This window comes from Herbaspirillum sp. Sphag64, from assembly GCF_014192645.1.
GTDB lineage: Bacteria > Pseudomonadota > Gammaproteobacteria > Burkholderiales > Burkholderiaceae_D > Herbaspirillum.
Window position 1 is genome coordinate 496048 of record NZ_JACHYE010000001.1, and the last position, 18637, is coordinate 514684.

14 protein-coding genes are annotated in these 18637 nt (G+C 56.6%); 5 read left to right on the forward strand and 9 right to left on the reverse strand.

The window, feature by feature from the left end; all coding sequences use genetic code 11:
• Positions 1 to 5 precede the first annotated feature (5 nt).
• The 8 genes from kdsA to FHW66_RS02280 all read right to left on the reverse strand — a co-directional run bounded on the left by kdsA (position 6) and on the right by FHW66_RS02280 (position 10145).
• Positions 6 to 860 (reverse strand): 3-deoxy-8-phosphooctulonate synthase, encoded by an 855-nt coding sequence (kdsA, locus tag FHW66_RS02245; protein WP_183378070.1) that lies wholly within the window; start codon positions 858 to 860, stop codon positions 6 to 8.
• Entirely contained in the window at positions 857 to 2518 is a 1662-nt protein-coding gene (locus FHW66_RS02250; protein ID WP_183378071.1) for a CTP synthase, read from the reverse strand. Before FHW66_RS02250 ends, kdsA begins: the two co-directional genes overlap by 4 nt.
• Before the next feature lie 114 nt (positions 2519 to 2632).
• Positions 2633 to 3460 (reverse strand): alpha/beta fold hydrolase, encoded by an 828-nt coding sequence (locus FHW66_RS02255; protein WP_183378072.1) that lies wholly within the window; start codon positions 3458 to 3460, stop codon positions 2633 to 2635.
• Positions 3461 to 3567: 107 nt separating this feature from the next.
• Entirely contained in the window at positions 3568 to 6108 is a 2541-nt protein-coding gene (locus FHW66_RS02260; protein ID WP_183378073.1) for a DNA internalization-related competence protein ComEC/Rec2, read from the reverse strand.
• A gap of 3 nt (positions 6109 to 6111) precedes the next feature.
• A complete protein-coding gene (locus FHW66_RS02265) occupies positions 6112 to 6915 on the reverse strand; it encodes a TatD family hydrolase (protein ID WP_183378074.1) in 804 nt (267 codons plus the stop codon).
• Between the two features lie 46 nt (positions 6916 to 6961).
• Positions 6962 to 8140 carry an acetylornithine deacetylase gene (argE, locus tag FHW66_RS02270; RefSeq protein WP_183378075.1) on the reverse strand — a complete coding sequence of 393 codons (1179 nt, stop codon included), beginning with the start codon at positions 8138 to 8140 and terminating at the stop codon, positions 6962 to 6964.
• A 21-nt stretch (positions 8141 to 8161) separates the two neighbouring features.
• The gene (gene lolD, locus FHW66_RS02275; RefSeq protein ID WP_255458776.1) at positions 8162 to 8869 is read right to left on the reverse strand and encodes a lipoprotein-releasing ABC transporter ATP-binding protein LolD; all 708 of its coding nucleotides are present in this window, start codon (positions 8867 to 8869) and stop codon (positions 8162 to 8164) included.
• A gap of 10 nt (positions 8870 to 8879) precedes the next feature.
• Positions 8880 to 10145 (reverse strand): lipoprotein-releasing ABC transporter permease subunit, encoded by a 1266-nt coding sequence (locus FHW66_RS02280; protein WP_183378077.1) that lies wholly within the window; start codon positions 10143 to 10145, stop codon positions 8880 to 8882.
• Between the two features lie 255 nt (positions 10146 to 10400).
• Between FHW66_RS02280 and FHW66_RS02285 the strand changes: the two genes are divergently transcribed.
• The 4 genes from FHW66_RS02285 to FHW66_RS02300 all read left to right on the forward strand — a co-directional run bounded on the left by FHW66_RS02285 (position 10401) and on the right by FHW66_RS02300 (position 16292).
• Positions 10401 to 11519: a hypothetical protein gene (locus tag FHW66_RS02285; RefSeq protein WP_183378078.1), complete on the forward strand. Its 1119-nt coding sequence runs from the start codon at positions 10401 to 10403 to the stop codon at positions 11517 to 11519.
• Positions 11516 to 13210 carry a single-stranded-DNA-specific exonuclease RecJ gene (recJ, locus tag FHW66_RS02290; protein WP_183378079.1) on the forward strand — a complete coding sequence of 565 codons (1695 nt, stop codon included), beginning with the start codon at positions 11516 to 11518 and terminating at the stop codon, positions 13208 to 13210. Before FHW66_RS02285 ends, recJ begins: the two co-directional genes overlap by 4 nt.
• Before the next feature lie 65 nt (positions 13211 to 13275).
• Positions 13276 to 14628, forward strand: a complete 1353-nt coding sequence (locus tag FHW66_RS02295) for a TAXI family TRAP transporter solute-binding subunit (protein WP_183378080.1) — start codon at positions 13276 to 13278, stop codon at positions 14626 to 14628.
• 14 nt (positions 14629 to 14642) lie between these two features.
• Complete coding sequence (locus tag FHW66_RS02300; RefSeq protein WP_183378081.1) at positions 14643 to 16292, forward strand: diguanylate cyclase domain-containing protein; 1650 nt, start codon at positions 14643 to 14645, stop codon at positions 16290 to 16292.
• 39 nt (positions 16293 to 16331) lie between these two features.
• Here FHW66_RS02300 and FHW66_RS02305 read toward each other — a convergent pair whose 3' ends face one another.
• Positions 16332 to 17255, reverse strand: a complete 924-nt coding sequence (locus FHW66_RS02305; RefSeq protein WP_183378082.1) for a helix-turn-helix domain-containing protein — start codon at positions 17253 to 17255, stop codon at positions 16332 to 16334.
• 149 nt (positions 17256 to 17404) lie between these two features.
• On the opposite strand from FHW66_RS02305, the gene FHW66_RS02310 reads away from it, so the two are divergent.
• Positions 17405 to 18571, forward strand: a complete 1167-nt coding sequence (locus tag FHW66_RS02310; RefSeq protein WP_183378083.1) for a 4-hydroxybenzoate 3-monooxygenase — start codon at positions 17405 to 17407, stop codon at positions 18569 to 18571.
• The last annotated feature ends 66 nt before the right edge of the window (positions 18572 to 18637 follow it).

Consider the following 18637-nt stretch of genomic DNA (forward strand, 5'->3'; position numbering starts at 1 on the left):
ACACATCAGGAAAAGTTGTTTTCCAGGAAGCTTGCTTTTTTCACGACACGATCAAGCTCGATCATCGTGCTGAGCAATTCTTTCATGCGCGCCAGTGGCACGGCATTAGGACCATCTGACTTGGCTTCAGCCGGATTGGGATGAGTTTCCATGAAGACACCCGAGATACCGGCAGCAATCGCAGCACGCGCCAGCACGGGGACAAATTCACGCTGACCACCCGAGGATGTACCCTGACCGCCGGGCAACTGCACCGAGTGCGTAGCATCAAATACCACAGGAGCACCGGTCTCACGCATGATTGCCAGGCTACGCATGTCGGACACCAGGTTGTTGTAGCCGAACGAGACGCCGCGCTCACACGCCATGAAGTTATCTTCTGGCAGGCCGACTTCCTTGGCAGCAGCACGCGCCTTGGCAATCACGTTGACCATATCGTGCGGAGCCAGGAACTGGCCCTTCTTGATATTGACCGGCTTGCCCGATTGCGCGCAGGCACGGATAAAGTCGGTTTGACGGCACAGGAAAGCAGGCGTCTGCAACACATCCACGACTGCCGCGACAGGCTTGATTTCGTCGATTTCATGAATGTCTGTCAACACCGGCACACCGATCTGCTGCTTCACCTTGGCCAGGATTTCCAGACCCTTTTCCATGCCGAGACCGCGAAACGAGGTACCCGATGAACGGTTGGCCTTGTCAAACGAGGACTTGTAAATGAACGGAATACCCAGCGCCGAGGTGATTTCCTTGAGGGTACCGGCAGTGTCGAGCGCCATCTGCTCAGACTCGATCACACAGGTGCCAGCGATCAGGAAGAAAGGCTGATCGAGGCCGATGTCAAAACCACACAGTTTCATGCTTGCCCTTTCGATGCTGCCTGCTGGTGCGCCAGCGCAGCCTTGATGTAGGAAATGAACAGCGGATGACCATCACGTGGAGTCGACTTGAACTCGGGGTGATATTGCACACCCAGATACCACGGGTGGGCGTTGGCATCACCGGCAGTGCGTGGCAGTTCCATGATTTCGCACAGATCTTCGCTCGGCGTACGTGCCGACACGATCAAACCTGCCTCTTCAATCCGGTCGAGGTAGAAGTTGTTAGCCTCATAACGATGACGGTGACGCTCGGTGACCTTGTCGCCATAGATTTCGGCGGCCAACGTACCCGGCTTGATATCACAGGTTTGCGCACCCAGACGCATGGTGCCACCCAGATCGGAGTTGGCATCACGCTTTTCGACCTTGCCGTCGTGGTTTTGCCATTCGTCGATCAGCGCAACCACAGGCTGCTCGGTCTCAGGATCGAACTCGGTGGAGTTGGCTTGTGGCAGACCCGCCTTGTTACGGGCGTATTCCAACAATGCGACCTGCATACCGAGACAGATGCCAAGGTACGGCACCTTGTGTTCACGGGCGAAGCGTGCTGCGGCGATCTTGCCTTCCACACCGCGCTTGCCGAAACCACCCGGCACCAGAATCGCATCGTACTTGGCCAATGCAGCAGTACCACTGGATTCGATTTCCTCGGAATCCAGATACTCGATATTGACGCGACTGCTGGTATGAATGCCAGCGTGACGCAGCGCTTCAGTCAGCGACTTGTACGACTCGGTCAGATCGACATATTTACCGACCATACCGATGGTGACTTCGTGCGACGGGTTGTCTTGCGCGTGGATCAGTTTGTCCCAGACCGACAGATCAGCCGGCTTCGGCGAGAGCCCCAGCTTCTGGCAGATGATGTCGTCCAGACCTTGATCGTGCAGCATTTGCGGGATTTTGTAGATGCTGTCGGCATCCCAGACCGAGATCACAGCATCGGCCACGACGTTGGAGAACAGCGAGATCTTGTCGCGCTCATCATCCGGAATGCGGCGATCTGCACGGCACAGCAAGGCGTCCGGCGAAATACCGATTTCGCGCAGCTTTTGCACACTGTGCTGGGTTGGCTTGGTCTTGAGTTCACCAGCCGAGGCCAGGTAAGGTACCAACGTCAGATGCACGAAGGCAGCCGCATTACGACCAGCGCGCAGACTCAGCTGACGGGCGGCTTCCAGAAACGGCAGCGACTCGATATCGCCGACGGTACCGCCGATTTCCACCAGCGCGACGTCGAAACCTTCGGCGCCACGGTGAATGAAATCCTGGATTTCGTTGGTGATATGCGGAATCACCTGCACGGTCTTGCCCAGATACTCGCCGCGACGCTCCTTGCGGATCACGGATTCGTAAATCTGACCGGTGGTGAAATTGTTGACCTTCTTCATCTTGGCGGTAATGAACCGCTCATAGTGGCCCAGATCGAGATCGGTTTCAGCACCGTCATCGGTGACGAATACTTCTCCGTGCTGGAACGGGCTCATGGTTCCTGGATCAACGTTGATATAGGGATCGAGCTTCAGAAGGGTGACTTTGAGGCCGCGCGATTCGAGGATCGCGGCGAGAGAAGCGGCGGCAATCCCTTTACCCAGGGAAGACACGACGCCGCCAGTGACAAATACAAACTTGGTCATTACAGAAGAGTGCCGAACGGCACGTGCGGGAAATTCAAATTATACCCCAATCCGCCCGCTTTTGATGCCTCAGTTTTGTCCGCGCTAGAGATTTTGCGACAGCCGCTGACCTCGTTATTTATTTGCCAGCAAGCGCTGAATCATGGCGTGGGTGGCTTCTGCGGCGGCTTGTGGCGACTCCATCGGAAACAGATGACCGCCCGGAATCTGCCTGAAATTGGACCCGACGAGCTTTTTGGTTGCATCCAGCCCCGCCAGTCGGCATTCGACTGAGTCAGTTCCGCCCACAAAACCAATCGGCACCGGATATTGCCGCCGGATTACACGTCCAAGGTGATGCGGAATGGTGCGATAGACCGCCGTTTCGGCTTCGCGGGTGAAGCGCAGTGTGACGCCTCCAGCCGCTGCGGGAGCCAGACCATGCTCAACATAATCGCGCAGTACCCGCTCAGGCCAGCTGGCAAACATTTGCTTGGCAGCATAATGCTGGTAGGCGGCCTCCCTGTCTGGCCAGAGGTTGCGGCGCTTGACCGAGGTCTGTGCCGGCGAGTACTTGCTCTCCCACTTCAGCAACTTGCTCAGCAACAAGACTTTTGCGCGCCAGCCAGCTACTACCGGCGAATCCAGCAAGACCACACAGCGCACCAGATCAGGCCGCTTGCGCGCCGCCAGCAGACTCAGAATGCCACCCATTGAATGACCGACCAGAATCACCGGCTGCGTGTAACGTTGCGCCAACTCAACACCGAGCTCCTTGCCCAGCTTGCGCCAGCCATCGTCGACCGGATAGTCGGGATTGTGTGCATGGATCGGCAGCGCATGGATATCGTAATGCGCGCTCAGATGCTCAAAGAACATGCCATACGTCCCTGCCGGGTAACTGTTGGCATGTGAAAAATGCAAGATTGGACGATGGTCTACGGATTGGGCGGAGCTATTCATGGGACACACCTGTAGCAAAAACTGGGTCAAATAAGCGGGCAAATACTCGGGCCTGCCTGCCATCTTATCCTGTGGCGGCGAACATTGTCTGCATCCTCAATATCCGCCTATCTGCCGAACCAATAGCGCGCATGGTTTTGGCGATAGGTTCCCAATTGCAATTGTTGTTCGTCGAGGTCCATTGTGATGGCACCGGCATCATCGGTGCGCAGACGCAAGATGCCCAACTGCCCATAACGTGCATAGATTTCTGGCTTAGGATGATGAAAGCGATTCAGATAACCAACCTGAAATAACGCCACCGAAGGCCGCACCGCCTGCAGAAACGGCAGGCTCGATGAAGTGCCGCTGCCGTGATGCGGCGCCAGCAAGACATCAGCACGCAGGTCGCCGGCAAGCTCGCTATTAAGTAGCTGAGCTTCCTGCGCCGCCTCCAAATCACCGGGCAACAGGATAGCGTGTTTCCCCAGACTGACTTTGAGCACGCAACTGAGCGCATTGGGACCCCATTTATCACTGTCATACAGAGCCTGCACCGGATACAACATCTGAAAATCAGCCCCATCCCACTGCCAGCGCTGCCCTTGCAGGCAACGTTGATGCTGGAGCGCGGCTTTCACAATCGGATGCGCCGCTGGCAGTGAAGAAATCACATTATCCACTGCGATCTCACGCAACAGCGACAGTGCACCACCGGCATGATCGCTATGACTATGCGAGATCACCATCGCATCCAGATGATCGATACCGCGCGCGCGCAGATACGGCAGGATGACGCGATTGCCTGCATCGGCGTCATCTCCGAAATCAGGACCGGTGTCATACAACAGGCGATGTGTCGACGTTTCTACCAGTACCGCCATGCCTTGTCCGATATCCAGCGCGGTCACCTGCATTGCGCCCTCCTGCGGCCCTTGCCCCGGATTGAGTAGTAACGGTAACCAGCAGAACCAGCCCAGCCACCGTGCCGGCCAGCCACGTGGCGCCAGCAGCCAGAGCGTGCCGATCAGCGCAACGGCAAACATCCACGGTGCTGGCAATGGCAGACGCCATAGCGCAAAAGGCTGACTGCTGAGCCAACTCAGCCATTGCGCCAGCCAGGCCAGCGTCTCATGCGCTCCGAGCAACAACCAGTCCGATAAGGGTGTCGGTACAATGCTGCCGATTAACGATAGCGGTACGACCACTAAAGTAATGACGGGAATGGCCACTGCGTTCGCCACTGGACTGACCAGCGAGTATTGCCCGAACAACATCATTGTCAGCGGCAGTAAACCGAGCGTCACTACATATTGTGTGTAAGCACCTGTGCGCACCTTGTGCCACATTTTTTTGGCAGCCGAGGGCTGACGATAGCGCGCCAGCGGGCTTAACATCTGCGACTCAACTACCGCATCACTACCAACCCGTCCGGCGGAGGCATACAAGATCAGCGCGACCGCCGCAAAGGACAGCCAGAAACCGGGCCAGAGCAAGGCCCATGGATCGAATAGCAAAACCGCCGCCAACGCCAGTGGCAGCACGTAGGATAGTGGCGTCAGACGTCCCGACCAGTAAGCTGCACCAACCACCAGCAGCATATACAGCGTGCGTTGCGCCGGAATCCCAAAACCTGCCAGCAAGGCATAGCCGGTAGCCCCAGCAAAACCCGCCAGCAACGCCACTTTGGGCGCCGGCAGCAAGAGCGGCAATTGTGCCCGCGTGAAAAATGAACGGCGCCACAGAAACAGCATCAGTGTCGCAAACAATCCCGCCACCAGACTGATATGCAGGCCTGAAATGGCGACCAGATGACCAACACCAGTGCGATTGAAAACGGTCCAGTCGTCGCTCTCGATCGCGCGCTGATCACCGATGACCAGCGCCACGATCACGCCGGCGTAAGGCCGGTCGGCGAGTGCCGTCAAGATGCGTTCGCGTAACCAGCCACGCGACGCATCAAGCACATTCCTGGGCGTCCAGATGAAGGCCGACAGGCGCTGATTTTTATAGGCGAGCTGTTGATCCGGACGTACACTGCCGGTGGCACGCAGGTTCTGCTCCAGCAGCCAGACTTCGTAGTCAAAGCCGGCGGGATTGGCATTGCCGTGCGGCCGCTTGAGGCGGACCGTCAACTGCCAGCGCTCACCGGCCTTGATCGCAGGGGCCTGCGCTTGTGGCAATGGCGCAGCCGCGACAGCAGTGACCTGCTCATCGCCATCAACCGCACGCCAATTACCCTGGTCATACCAGGTCAGCGCCAGCCGCGATGGCAACTGCGGTATTTGATTGCCCTGCGGAGCCACCCTTTCGACCTGAAAATGAAATCGCACACCACGTGCAAAACGCGTCGGCAAACTATCCACCACCCCGACCACGGTGATGTCGCGGCCTTCCCAGGCTGCTGGCAAGGCTTCGTCAAGGTGTGTCTGCGCGAGGTAGTCGGCCCAGCCAAAGCCAAAGCACGCACCGGCAACGCAGAACAGGAGCATGCGCAACCATTTGCGCAGCCCGGCAAGTTGTAGCTGCCGCCAGCCCAGCGCCCAGGCAAACAGGCACAAAAGTAACGCTGCCCCCAGCAATCCCAGCTGCATTTCCATGGGCAACAGACTGGCCTGCATTTGCAACAGAGCGATACCGAGCACCAGACCTAGAATCGCACTGCGCATCCATCAACTCCTGGTCAGTCGCGGCAACACCGCCTGCGCATTGGCTGATGTTGCCTGCGCCAGTTGGGCCAGTTGCGTCAGAGGAATCTCGCGCAAACCTGCCAATACCTCGCCGATGCGAGGAATCTGGTCCGGGTGATTGGGTGCCGGGTGCAACCAGGCAGGGGAAATATCGGGCGCATCGGTTTCCAGCACGATGGCGTCCAAAGGCAATTGTGCAGCCAGACGTCGAATCTGCAACGAACGCGGGAAGGTCATGGCACCGCCGAAGCCGAGTTTGAAGCCGAGCTCAACAAAATGCCCGGCCTGCTGGAAGCTGCCATTGAAGGCATGGGCAATACCGCCTGGCACGGAGATACGACGCAAGTACTTGAGGATGATGTCTTGTGAACGCCGCACATGCAGCAACACCGGCAAGTCAAATTCGCGCGCCAGCTTCAGTTGTGCCTGATAGAAATGCTCCTGACGCTGACGCAATGGACCTTGCTGCAACTCAGGAATGAAGAAGTCGAGACCGATTTCGCCGACTGCAACAAAGCGTGGATCCGGCAGCGCCTGCACAATCGCCTCACGCAGCCGCTCCAGATCATCGTCAGCGGACTGCGCCACATACAGGGGATGGATTCCCAGCGCATAGCAGAGATTGGCACGTTGCGCCGCCAATGCTGAAACCGTCGCAAAGTTGTCGACTGCCACCGCCGGCAGCACAATCATTCCGACGCCCTGCGCCGCAGCTGCATCTGCCTGCTCCAGATGCTGTCCGCCAAACTCAGTGGCATCAAGATGGCAGTGCGTGTCTATCCACATGGTGATCTGTGGGGATGTGCTGACACCATTGTCATGTCAGATCAGCTCAGGCAGCCTGCAGCGAGTGGCCCAGCTTGCGAAGGAACTCCTCGCAGCGCTGCAACTGACTGATGGCGACGAATTCATTGGGCTTGTGCGCGTTGGCGATATCGCCGGGGCCGCACACAATCGTCGGGATTCCAACGTGCTGGAACAACCCTGCCTCAGTGGCATAGGCCACCTTGCGCTGCTCGCGATCGCCGGTCAGTGCACGCACCAGTGCGGTGATGGCTTCCTGTTCGGCAGTTTCCAGCGCCGGGCTGCTGGCGATGGCAGCAATATCGATCTTGGCATCGGGATACTCTGCCTGCATTTTTGGCAACAACTGATCGCGCACATATTGCGTGATCTGCTCCTGAATTTTTTGCGGTGACATGCCTGGCAAATTGCGGAATTCATAGGTGAATTCGCACAGTTCAGGAATGGTGTTGATCGCAATCCCACCACGAATCTGATTGGTCGTCATGGTGCTGAACGGCACGTCATACAGCTGATCGTAGGGTCCGTTCTGCTTGTAGGCATCGGCGAAGTCACGAATCGCACAAATCAGTCGGGCAGCATGCTCAATGGCGTTGCAGCCCTGGGGCGTCAGCGAAGAATGCGCAGACCGACCATGGACACGGCAACTGAACGCATTAATGCCTTTGTGGGCAACCACTACCTGCATGTTGGTCGGCTCACCGACCACGCAACCATCGGGCTGAATGCCGCGCTCTTTGAGCTCGGCCAGCATCACCGGCGCGCCAGCACAACCGATTTCCTCGTCATAGGAAAAGGCCAGATGCAGCGGCTTGCTGCGTGGCATCGACAGAAACTCCGGCACCAAGGCCATCGATGCAGCGATATAACCCTTCATGTCGCAGGTACCACGACCAAACAGAAAGCCATCGCGCTCGGTCAGGGTGAAGGGGTTGCTCTCCCACTGCTGGCCATCCACCGGTACCACATCAGTATGCCCCGATAAAACGATGCCGCCTTGGGTCTGCCCGGCGGCCGCACCCTGTGTCGCGGGCAGCGTGGCAAACAGATTGGCCTTGGTACGCTCCTTGTTGTGCGCAAACCAGGGCGTGATACCTTGCTGCTGCAAATTGTCACGTAGCAGATGGATGAGTTCCAGATTGGAATTACGGCTGGTGGTGTCGATTGCAACCAGTTGTTCCAGCCATTGACGAGTATTGAGGCTCATAGCGTTTCCTTTAGTACAGATTCAAGCGACATACGGCTGCAAACCCTTGTCCGACAGGCGCAGCACGCGACCGCAACGTCCGGCCAGTTCAATATCATGGGTGACGATGACAAAGGCGGTCTGCATGGTCTGCGACAGCTCCAGCATCAATGCAAACGTCTGATCAGCCGTACCGCGATCGAGATTGCCAGTGGGCTCGTCGGCCAGCACACAAGCTGGATTCGTCACCATAGCACGGGCCAGCGCAACGCGCTGACGCTCTCCGCCGGAGAGCTCTCCGGGCACGTGACGCACACGATTGGCGAGCCCGACCCGCGCCAGAATTTCGCGCGCCTGCTCTTGCGCCTGATCGCGCTTGACGCGGCGGATCATGAGCGGCATGGCCACATTATCGAGTGCCGAAAACTCCGGCAACAAGTGATGAAACTGATAAACAAAGCCCAGTGCCGTATTACGCAGATCGCCCCGTGCAGTCTCACTGAGGCTGGCGAAATCCTTGCCCTGCAGCGTGACGCTGCCGCTGGTCGGTATATCCAGCCCACCCAGTAAATGCAGCAAGGTCGACTTGCCGGAACCTGAGGCACCAACGATGGCAACCTGTTCACCGGGACGTACATCAATATCGACGCCCTGCAGGACCTGCACACTGTATTTGCCTTGCGTAAAGGTCTTACCCAGCCCACGGCTGGTGAGTACGGCCGGGGCATCGTTGGTTTGTTGGGATTGCATAGTATCCAGATTACTCATAACGCAGCGCCTCCGCCGGTTTGACGCGTGCTGCAGCCCAGCTCGGGTACAACGTAGCAAGAAAGGCCAGAATGACCGATACGATACCAATGGTCCAGACGTCAGACCAGTCGAGATCGGAGGGCAATTCGGAGATTACATACACACTCTTGGGCAGGAACTGCACATGTAGCAAATGCTCAATGAATGGCACGATGACATCAATATTGAGCGCCACCAGCACGCCAAACCCGATTCCCAGAGCGGTACCGATCAAGCCAACCAGCGCGCCCTGAATCACGAAGATCTTCATGATCGAACCCGGTGACGCGCCTAGCGTCCGCAAAATGGCAATATCCGCCTGTTTATCAGTGACCGTCATCACCAGTGTTGAGACCAGATTGAATGCCGCCACCGCAATAATCAGCGTGAGGATGATGAACATCATGCGCTTCTCGGTCTTGACGGCGGCAAACCAGTTGCTGTTCTGTTGCGACCAGTCGCGCAGATAGAGATTGCCCTGCAATGTATTGGCCAGTTCCTGCGCCACCTGTGGTGCCTGCAGCATGTCCTTGATCCGCAGACGCACGCCCGAAGGTGCGGAAGTGCGGAACATTTTCTCGGCATCATCGAGCTGGATAAAGGCCAGCGTCGAGTCAAACTCATAATGACCGGCCTCGAAAATACCTGCCACCGTGAACTGCTTCAGCCGCGGCAATACACCAGCCGGCGTGACTTGCCCTTGTGGCGCAATCAGTGTCACCTTGTCGCCGATACCGACCCGCAAACCGCGCGCCAGCTCACCACCGAGCACGATATTGAATTCACCGGGCTTGAGCGCACTGAAGCTGCCCTGGCGTACCTGCCCCGCCACATCCGACACCTTGGGCTCCTGATCCGGCAACACGCCGCGAATGATCACTCCACGCACCACATCGTCACGGGTCATCATGGCCTGCGCCGAGACATAGGGTGCAGCGCCAATGACTTCCTTGTTCTGGAAGGTTTGCCGCGCTACCGACTGCCAGTCCTGCATGGCACCGGAGGCATCGAATACTTCAATGTGCGACAACACCGATAGCATGCGGTCACGCACTTCCTTCTGGAAGCCATTCATGACCGACAGCACCACGATCAGTGCCGCTACGCCCAAGGCGATACCACACATCGAAATCAGGGAAATGAAAGAAATGAAACTATTGCGACCGCTGCGTTTGCCCGCCCGCGTGTAACGAATGCCGACCAGCCATTCGAAGGATAAATTTTTAATCAGACTCAAACCTTGGCTCTCTTAAATTAGGAGAAAATTGCCGTCAGGCCCAGCGGCCAAAGGACAAGTCCGCCAGTTTGCCACACTCTGTTCGATCTTTCACTGCGTGAGGTTGGACTGCCCGCTTGCCGACGGGCATCGACTGACGGCGTAACAGCAGGAACATCGACAGAAAAACCAGTCAGGGAATAGAAAAATTGGCGAATTAACGTCTGTCAGCCATGTTTTCACGGCTTTTCATCTATTTTCCCCTACAATCGCGTCATGAATCATCTTGACATCTTATTACCATTTTCCCTGCCACAGGCCGAGATGGCAGCCGAACTGATCCGCCAGACCAAGGCGCCAGCGCTGGCGACCCTGCTGGCGCGTGGCAAAAGCGTGAACGGTGATGGTGGCACCGGATTCGATCCATTTTCGCGCGCGCTGCCACACGAACACTGGCTCGGCGAGCAACTTGGACTATCCGTCACCAATATCAGCGCACCACGCGGCAATAGTCCTGCGGTCGCCGCCCCGCTGTTGCGACGCCATCAGCCGACCCTCAACGAAGGTCACTGGTTTGTCGTGCAGCCGGCCCATATCCATGTCGCCCGTGATCATCTGGTGCTGACCGATATCGAGCAACTAGCGCTACAGGAGAACGAGGCGCGTCTGCTGTTCCAGTCGGCATTGCCGCTGTTTGAAGAAGCTGGCCGCACCCTGCTCTACCTCGATGCCCAGACCTGGCTTATGCGCGCCGATGACTGGGCGAATTTGCAGACCAGCTCGCCATTGGCGGCCAGCGGTCGCAATATTGATATCTGGATGCCTGCCGGCGAAGGCGAGCTGGCTTGGCGCAAGCTGCAAAATGAAGTACAGATGCAGTGGTTTGCAGATTCGCTCAATGATGCCCGTGAAATGCGTGGGCAAAAGGCCGTTAACTCGCTGTGGCTCTGGGGCGGCGGCGCGATTGCCGTAGCACAGGACAAACACAACACTGCCAGCGCTTACAGCGCCAGCTTTAACCTCACTGGCTGGGCCGATGCTGCGAGCGCGGTCAATCAGATCGGCGTCCATCCTGAACAACTGCTGTTGCATTCCGGCGAGCGCGCGCTCCTTCTGCTCGACGGCTTGCAACAGGCTGCCATGAGTGATGACTGGGGCCGCTGGCTGCAACAACTGGAGGCACTGGATCGCGACTGGTTTGTGCCATTGCTGCAAGCGCTACGGGGCAAGCAATTGCAGAGCTTGTCGCTCATGCTGAGTGGCCAGGAGCGATTGCTACAGGTCACTTCGACCGCCGGCTCGCTGCGCAAGTTCTGGATCAGGCCAGGCTTAGGGAGACTGGCTACGGACCATAGCAACGCCACGCACGCCAGCCATAGCAAGGCTTCGCAATGATCCGCATCACCACGCGCAGCTTCGATCCACGTGACGTCGACCAACTGATTCATGACGGCATCCATCCCGTGCTGGCACGCGTCTATGCCGCACGTGGCCTGACCGACCTAAAAGACCTGTCCAGTGAGCTGGGAGCGCTGATAGCACCGGCTGGCTTATTGCACATTGATGCCGCCGCCAGCTATCTGGCCGATGCCATCGCTGCCGGCAAATCGATGGTGATCGTCGCCGACTATGACTGTGATGGTGCTACCGCCTGCGCCGTTGGTTTGCGCGGATTGCGCAGTCTGGGCGCCAAGGTCGACTATATCGTGCCCAACCGGTTCGAATATGGCTATGGACTGACGCCAGAGATTGTCGACTTGACCATCCGCGAGAAGAATCCTGACATCATCGTTACGGTCGATAACGGCATTGCCAGTATTGAAGGCGTCGCTGCTGCCAGCGAACGCGGTATCGACGTGGTGGTAACCGACCACCATTTACCCGGCGACCGGTTGCCGGACGCGCGCGTTATCGTCAACCCCAATCAGCCTGCCTGCGGCTTCCCGAGCAAGAATCTGGCTGGCGTCGGCGTGATGTTCTATGTATTGCTAGCGCTGCGCGCCGAGTTGCGCAGACGTGGCGTGTTCGACGCCCAAAGCCAGCCCAAACTCGACAGTCTGCTTGATCTGGTGGCGCTGGGTACGGTGGCTGATGTTGTCAAACTGGATGCCAACAACCGCATCCTGGTGGCGCAAGGTTTGAAACGCATGCGCGCCGGACGTATGCATGCGGGCATTGCGGCGCTGTTTCGTGCTGCTGGGCGGGAAGCGCGCCGCGCTACGCCGTTCGACCTGGGTTTTGCGGTCGGCCCGCGTCTGAACGCAGCCGGACGATTGGCCGACATGGCGCTGGGCATTGAATGCCTGACGACTGATGATGAAGGCCGCGCCTGGGCGATTGCCCAGCAACTCGACGCTATCAACCGTGAGCGGCGTGATATCGAAGCCGGTATGCAGGATACCGCCCTGTTGCTACTGGACGATTTCAACCCCCAGGATAAGCGCACCATCAGTGTATTCGATCCATCCTGGCATCAAGGTGTGATCGGTATTGTCGCGTCACGCCTGAAGGACAAATTCTATCGGCCGACGATTACCTTTGCCCCGGGCGACGAGGGGCTGATCAAGGGTTCGGGACGATCGATTCCCGGCTTTCACCTGCGCGATGCGCTGGATCTGGTCTCCAAGCAGGCGCCGTCGGTCATCACCAAATTCGGTGGCCATGCCATGGCAGCCGGTCTGACCATCCGGGCAGAAGGCTTTGACGCCTTTGCTGCTGCGTTTGAGGCCGTGGGACAACACTGGCTGACACAGAACCAGCTGGAACGGGTGGTCGAAACCGACGGACCACTGGAAGATGCTTACTATTCCGTGAATTTCATCCAGCTCATGGAGCAACAGGTATGGGGTCAGGGCTTCCCGCCACCAGTGTTTTGTGACCACTTCCGGGTACGAAATCAGCGCGTCCTGAAGGAAAAGCACCTGAAACTCTTGCTCGAAAAGGATGGCCAGCAATACGATGCAATCTGGTTCGGTCACGCCGATGCACTCCCTGATCTCGCCAAAGTTGCTTTTCGGCTCGATGCCAACGAATATAACGGTGTTACCAAGGTACAACTGATGGTAGAACACGCTGAAGCAGCATAGAGCACCCTGCCCACAGCACCAGATTGCCTGACCTGCCCAGATTAAAACAGCAACATTTCACGGACATGCCTAAACGCCCCCTTCCCCTGCATCGGACACAAAAACCACCGATGACGCCCAAGCGTATGCGCCGGCTGATGCTGCTCGGTTCACTGGTATTGCTGGTTGTCTGCTGGTTCGTACTGACCATGCTCAAACCCGCAACGCAGGGGAAAATTGTCATCACCACCGGCGCTCCCGGTGGGATTTATAACAATTTTGCCGAGCGCTATGCGCAAATTCTCAAACGTGATGGCATCACGCTCGACATCCGCTCGTCATCCGGGTCCGTGGAAAATTTTGACCGGCTGCGCAACGAAGATAGCGAGTTCCAGGTTGGCTTCATCCAGTCAGGCACTACCGATGCAACCGAGGCCCCAGGCTTGCAAGCCATTGCCGCCATTTCCTACGAGCCGATCTGGGTCTTTTATCAAGGTCGCGGTGACTATGACCGACTAGGCCAGTTGAAGGGCAAGCGTATTTCGCTGGGCGTACCGGGTAGCGGATTGCGTATCACGGCCAATGACCTCCTGACCGAAAACGGCATCACCAGCCGGAATGCGACCCTCATCGAGCTGCGTGGTGAAGATGCTTTCCTGCAATTGCAGGAAAAACGTCTCGATGCGGCGTTCTTCATTGGTCGCGTCAATGATCCGCTAATTCATAAGCTGCTCAATAGCGGCCTCAAACTGATGAATTTTTCGCAGGCCGAGGCACTGGTTCATAAGTTTCCCTCGCTCTCCAAGATCGTCTATCCACGTGGCGCCACCAGCCTGGTTGATGATTTACCTGCACACGATGTGACCTTGCTGGCCTCAACGGCCATGCTGGTCTCCAAGGAAAGCTTGCATCCTGCGTTAACCTATCTGCTGCTCGATGCCGCCAATGAAATCCATCACACGCCGGATTTCTTCACGCCCCGCAACTACTTCCCGAACCAGAATATCGAGAATTTCGCCATCTCCGATGAAACACGGCGCTATTTCAAATCAGGACGCCCGTTCCTGCAGCGCTATCTGCCATTCTGGCTGGCTAACTTTCTCGAGCGCCGCTTTGCTGTGTTACTCCCCTTCATCGCGGTCTTGTTTGGTTTGATACAGGCATTACCGCGCATCTATGACGCCAGCATGAAAAAACGTCTGGTAGTCTGGTATCGGGAGATTCATCTGCTCGAAGATGAGATCTGGCACACCCCCAATCCCTCTGTTGAAAAGCTGCAGGAGTGGCACGACGAAATCGAGGAAATCGATGCCAACTCGAATCAGATCGATATACCGCAACGTTACTACGGCGATGTCTATGCGCTTAAACAGGCGATCCGTGTAGTGCGGGAGCGTATCCGCAATGCGGCACAACAACATCAGACTAACCCTATCTAGCTTGCAAGTTCCTGATGAATTTCACCCGTTTCAGAAAAAGTCTGGTCACACGTCTGGTACTGTTTGGCATTACCGCCGTGGTTGTCAGTACCTTGGCACGCTATATTATTCTGCTCAATGTCATGCAGGAAGAACAGCGCACTGTGATGACCCAGCAGCAAATCATTATCGCCAATCACCTGGCGATTGACATCAACCATCAGTTGATGGAGCGGCGACGCTACCTCGAACGCCTGGCAGCACAACTACCTGTTAGTCTGCTGAAAAATCCACCGCAATTGCAACTCTGGCTCAGAGAACGTCAGAACCTCTATCCGATTTTCTCCACTGGCCTGTTCGTCTCCGATGATAAAGACCGAATCATTGCCGATTCTCCTCAGTTAAAGGGGCGAACAGGAATGGACGTCTCTATCTACCCCGGATTGCGTCGCGTACGAGCTGGCATGGTCCTCATTGCGGATCCGATGATCAGTCCGGTGAGCGGTCAGCCATTCATTCCGATTCTGGCACCAGTACACGACAATAATGGCAAAATTGTAGCTGTCATTGGTGGCGGTACGATGATCAACAATGATGGCTTCATTGATCGCATTCCACTGAGCGAGATTAGTGGCGACAGTGAAGTCGATGTGGTGGCGCCAGGGAAGAAACTGATCGTTTCTTCCAGCAATCCTGAACGCAACTTTCAGCCACTGCCAAAACGAGGCATTGACCCGGTACTGGATCAGGCCGTTGATGGCTTTCTAAGTAACGGTACGGCACGCAACGCCGAGGGCAAGGAAGAAATCAGGAGCATGGCATCGATCGCCAGTACTAACTGGTTCGTGTTGGTAACCCAGCCGGCATCGACCGATACTCAAACCCTGTCCAAGGTCAGAGAGGTCATCCTGCATGGTACGTTGGTACAGGCAGCAGTCATTTTTGCGTTTATCCTGACGTCAGTCATATGCTTCTTTCGCCCCCTGCAGCGCACGGCTGACCAGGCTGACAAAATGACCCGCGGCGAGTTGCCGCTGGCACCGCTTCCGGTTGTACAGGATGACGAAATCGGACATCTAACACTCGCCTTCAATCGCCTGCTAGCCCGACTCAAGCGCCATCAGGCCGAGCTGCAATACCAAGCCCATCATGACCAGCTCACAGGCCTGCCCAACCGGGTCATGCTGGCGCAGCGCATGCAGCTGGTGCTATCCGATGCACGTCGTGATCGTAGCGGTATTGCCTTGCTGTTTCTGGATCTGGATGGCTTCAAGCTGATCAACGATACCCACGGTCATCAGGTCGGTGACCTGGTTCTGCAGCAAATTTCACAGCGTCTGCTCAATGTCGCCCGCAAAAGTGACACCTTGGCACGGGTTGGCGGCGATGAGTTTGTCTTGCTCATTACCGATCTGGGCATAGCAATGCCGGTCGGCGCCCGTGTACTCGCTGAAAAATGTATCAATACCGTCGCACAACCGATTTTGATCAACCATATCGAATGCCAGCTTGGCGTCTCTATTGGTATCGCACTCACTGACGGCAGTTGTGGTCCCGAACAGTTGCTGCAAGCTGCTGATCACGCCATGTACGATGCCAAGAGCAAGGGCCGCAACGGCTATACAATCGCTCCGGCACTGGTATCGCAATACAAGATGCAGGATCAGGATCCGCAATCAGAATAAGGAAATTCAAGCAACAACGGCTCAATCAGATCATTGCATCTACCCCTCTGACGGATGAGCGCGTCGGAACTCAGTCGGGGTGCTGCCGGTATGGCGACGAAATAGCCGACTGAAATAGGCCGGATCCTGAAAGCCCAGTTCATACGCGACGGTCGCCACGCTGGATGGCAAGAAGGTCAGTTGACGACAGGCTTCCAATATTAAGCGCTGCTGGATCATGTCAAACGCAGACTGGCCCGCCAGCCTCAGGCACAAGCGATTGAGCCGGCTGGGCGTGATATGCAGTTGCTCAGCATAGGCTCCGACCAACCACTGTTGCTTGTAATATGTCTCGACTAGCGCACGAAAGCGGGTCAGCAATGCAAAATCATGGTGCCCCGAAACTGCCGCAGACCGATTGTCCGCCGCCAGTCGGGCCAGCAATAACAATACACTGCGTGCCAACCATTCGAGCATCAGCGTATGGCCATATAAAGGCCAGGCCAGCTCTTCGAGCAGATGGTGCAACAAACCCTCAAGGCGCTGACGCAATGGTGGCGCCGGTCTAAGATCAAGCATCAGCGGCGCAACAAACAAACTGCTAAGCAACTCGCTGCGTAGTACTTCCTGATGGTCGCTACCTAAGGAAAAAATCAGATTCTGGTCCACCGTAAGCACGTAGCCCTGCGCTTCCTCAGAGAAGTCAAATCCATGCTCGACCGCCGGATGCAATGCAATGACGATCGGCCCATCGCATTCCCACAGCGCATCCTGCACCTGTGCACGCACATGACCAGCCAGTAAAAAAAGTACCTGAAACAGCCCCGGATGTTTATGTCGTGCAATATGCCAGTCATGCAGGCGACTACGGGTCTGGATCAGCTCGATATGGACAAACTCTGCCTTACCCAAGGGCTCAGACTCACCATAGAGCGAGAACTGGGGAACTTCAGCAGCGGGAACAGAGGATTTCTTTGCAGTCATTGTGGATCGTTGATGGTGCCGACGAGAAGGGAGATGCCAAACATGGCGATGTAAAAATAGTACAAGACTTTGCCTGTTTCATCCATTCTTGAAGTACGGCAGCGCTCATACCATGACAACACATAAAAATCATTCACAGGAGATAGGTCATGCGTACCCAGGTTGCCATTATTGGTGCCGGCCCCGCCGGTTTGTTGCTGTCCCATTTATTGCATTTGCAAGGTATCGAATCGGTCGTACTGGAAAGCCGCAGTCGCGCCGAGATTGAATCCACCATCCGTGCCGGTGTTCTCGAACAAGGCAGTATGGACCTGCTGATACAAGCGGGTGTCGGTCATCGCATGCAGCAGGAAGGCGCTCTGCATCATGGTATTGAACTGGCATTTGGCGGGCGTCGTCACCGTATTGACCTCACCGAATTGACCGGCAGTGCCATCACCGTCTATGCCCAGCATGAAGTGATCAAAGACCTGGTCGCAGCGCGTCTTGCGGCACAGGGGCAGCTGCTGTTCCAGGTCAGTGAGGTCGCCCCCGAGGGTATCGATACTGAATCGCCTTCGGTGCGCTATGTGCACGCCGGAGAACATTATCACCTGCAAGCCGATTTCGTGATTGGTTGTGATGGCTTTCACGGCGTGTCGCGACCATTGATTCCAGCGTCGGTACGACAGGACTATCAGCGCATCTATCCGTTTGGCTGGTTCGGTATCCTGGTGGAAGCACCACCATCGGCTGATGAACTGATCTATGCCCAGCATGAGCGCGGCTTCTCTCTCATCAGCACCCGCTCGCCCACGGTACAGCGCATGTATTTTCAATGCGATCCCAAGGACGATGTGAACAACTGGTCGGATGACCGGATCTGGAACGAACTGCATAGTCGCCTCGAAAATCGCGACGGCTGGCGTCTCAAGGAGGGACCCATCTTCCAGAAAGGGATCATCGGTATGCGCAGTTTTGTCAGCGCACCGATGCGGTACGGCCGACTTTATCTGGCGGGCGATGCCGCCCATATCGTGCCACCAACCGGCGCCAAGGGTATGAATCTGGCGATTTCGGACGTGCGCCTGTTGTCGCAGGCACTGGATGATTTCTATCAGAAATCGAGTAGCGACAAGCTTCATGGCTACTCGGAAGCGGCGCTCAAACGAATCTGGCGCGCCGAGTACTTTTCCTGGTGGATGACGAGCTTACTGCATAACTTTGACGATACGACGCCGTTCCAGCAACAAGTCCAACGCGCAGAACTGGAAAACGTCGTGAGCTCGCGCGCGCTTTCTACCGCCTTAGCTGAAAACTACGTTGGGGCGTTCTAGAACCGCCAACCAACGCTTACCAGCTTGCCACCCGGCAGGATTGCCGAAAATCAATCACGTCGGGTG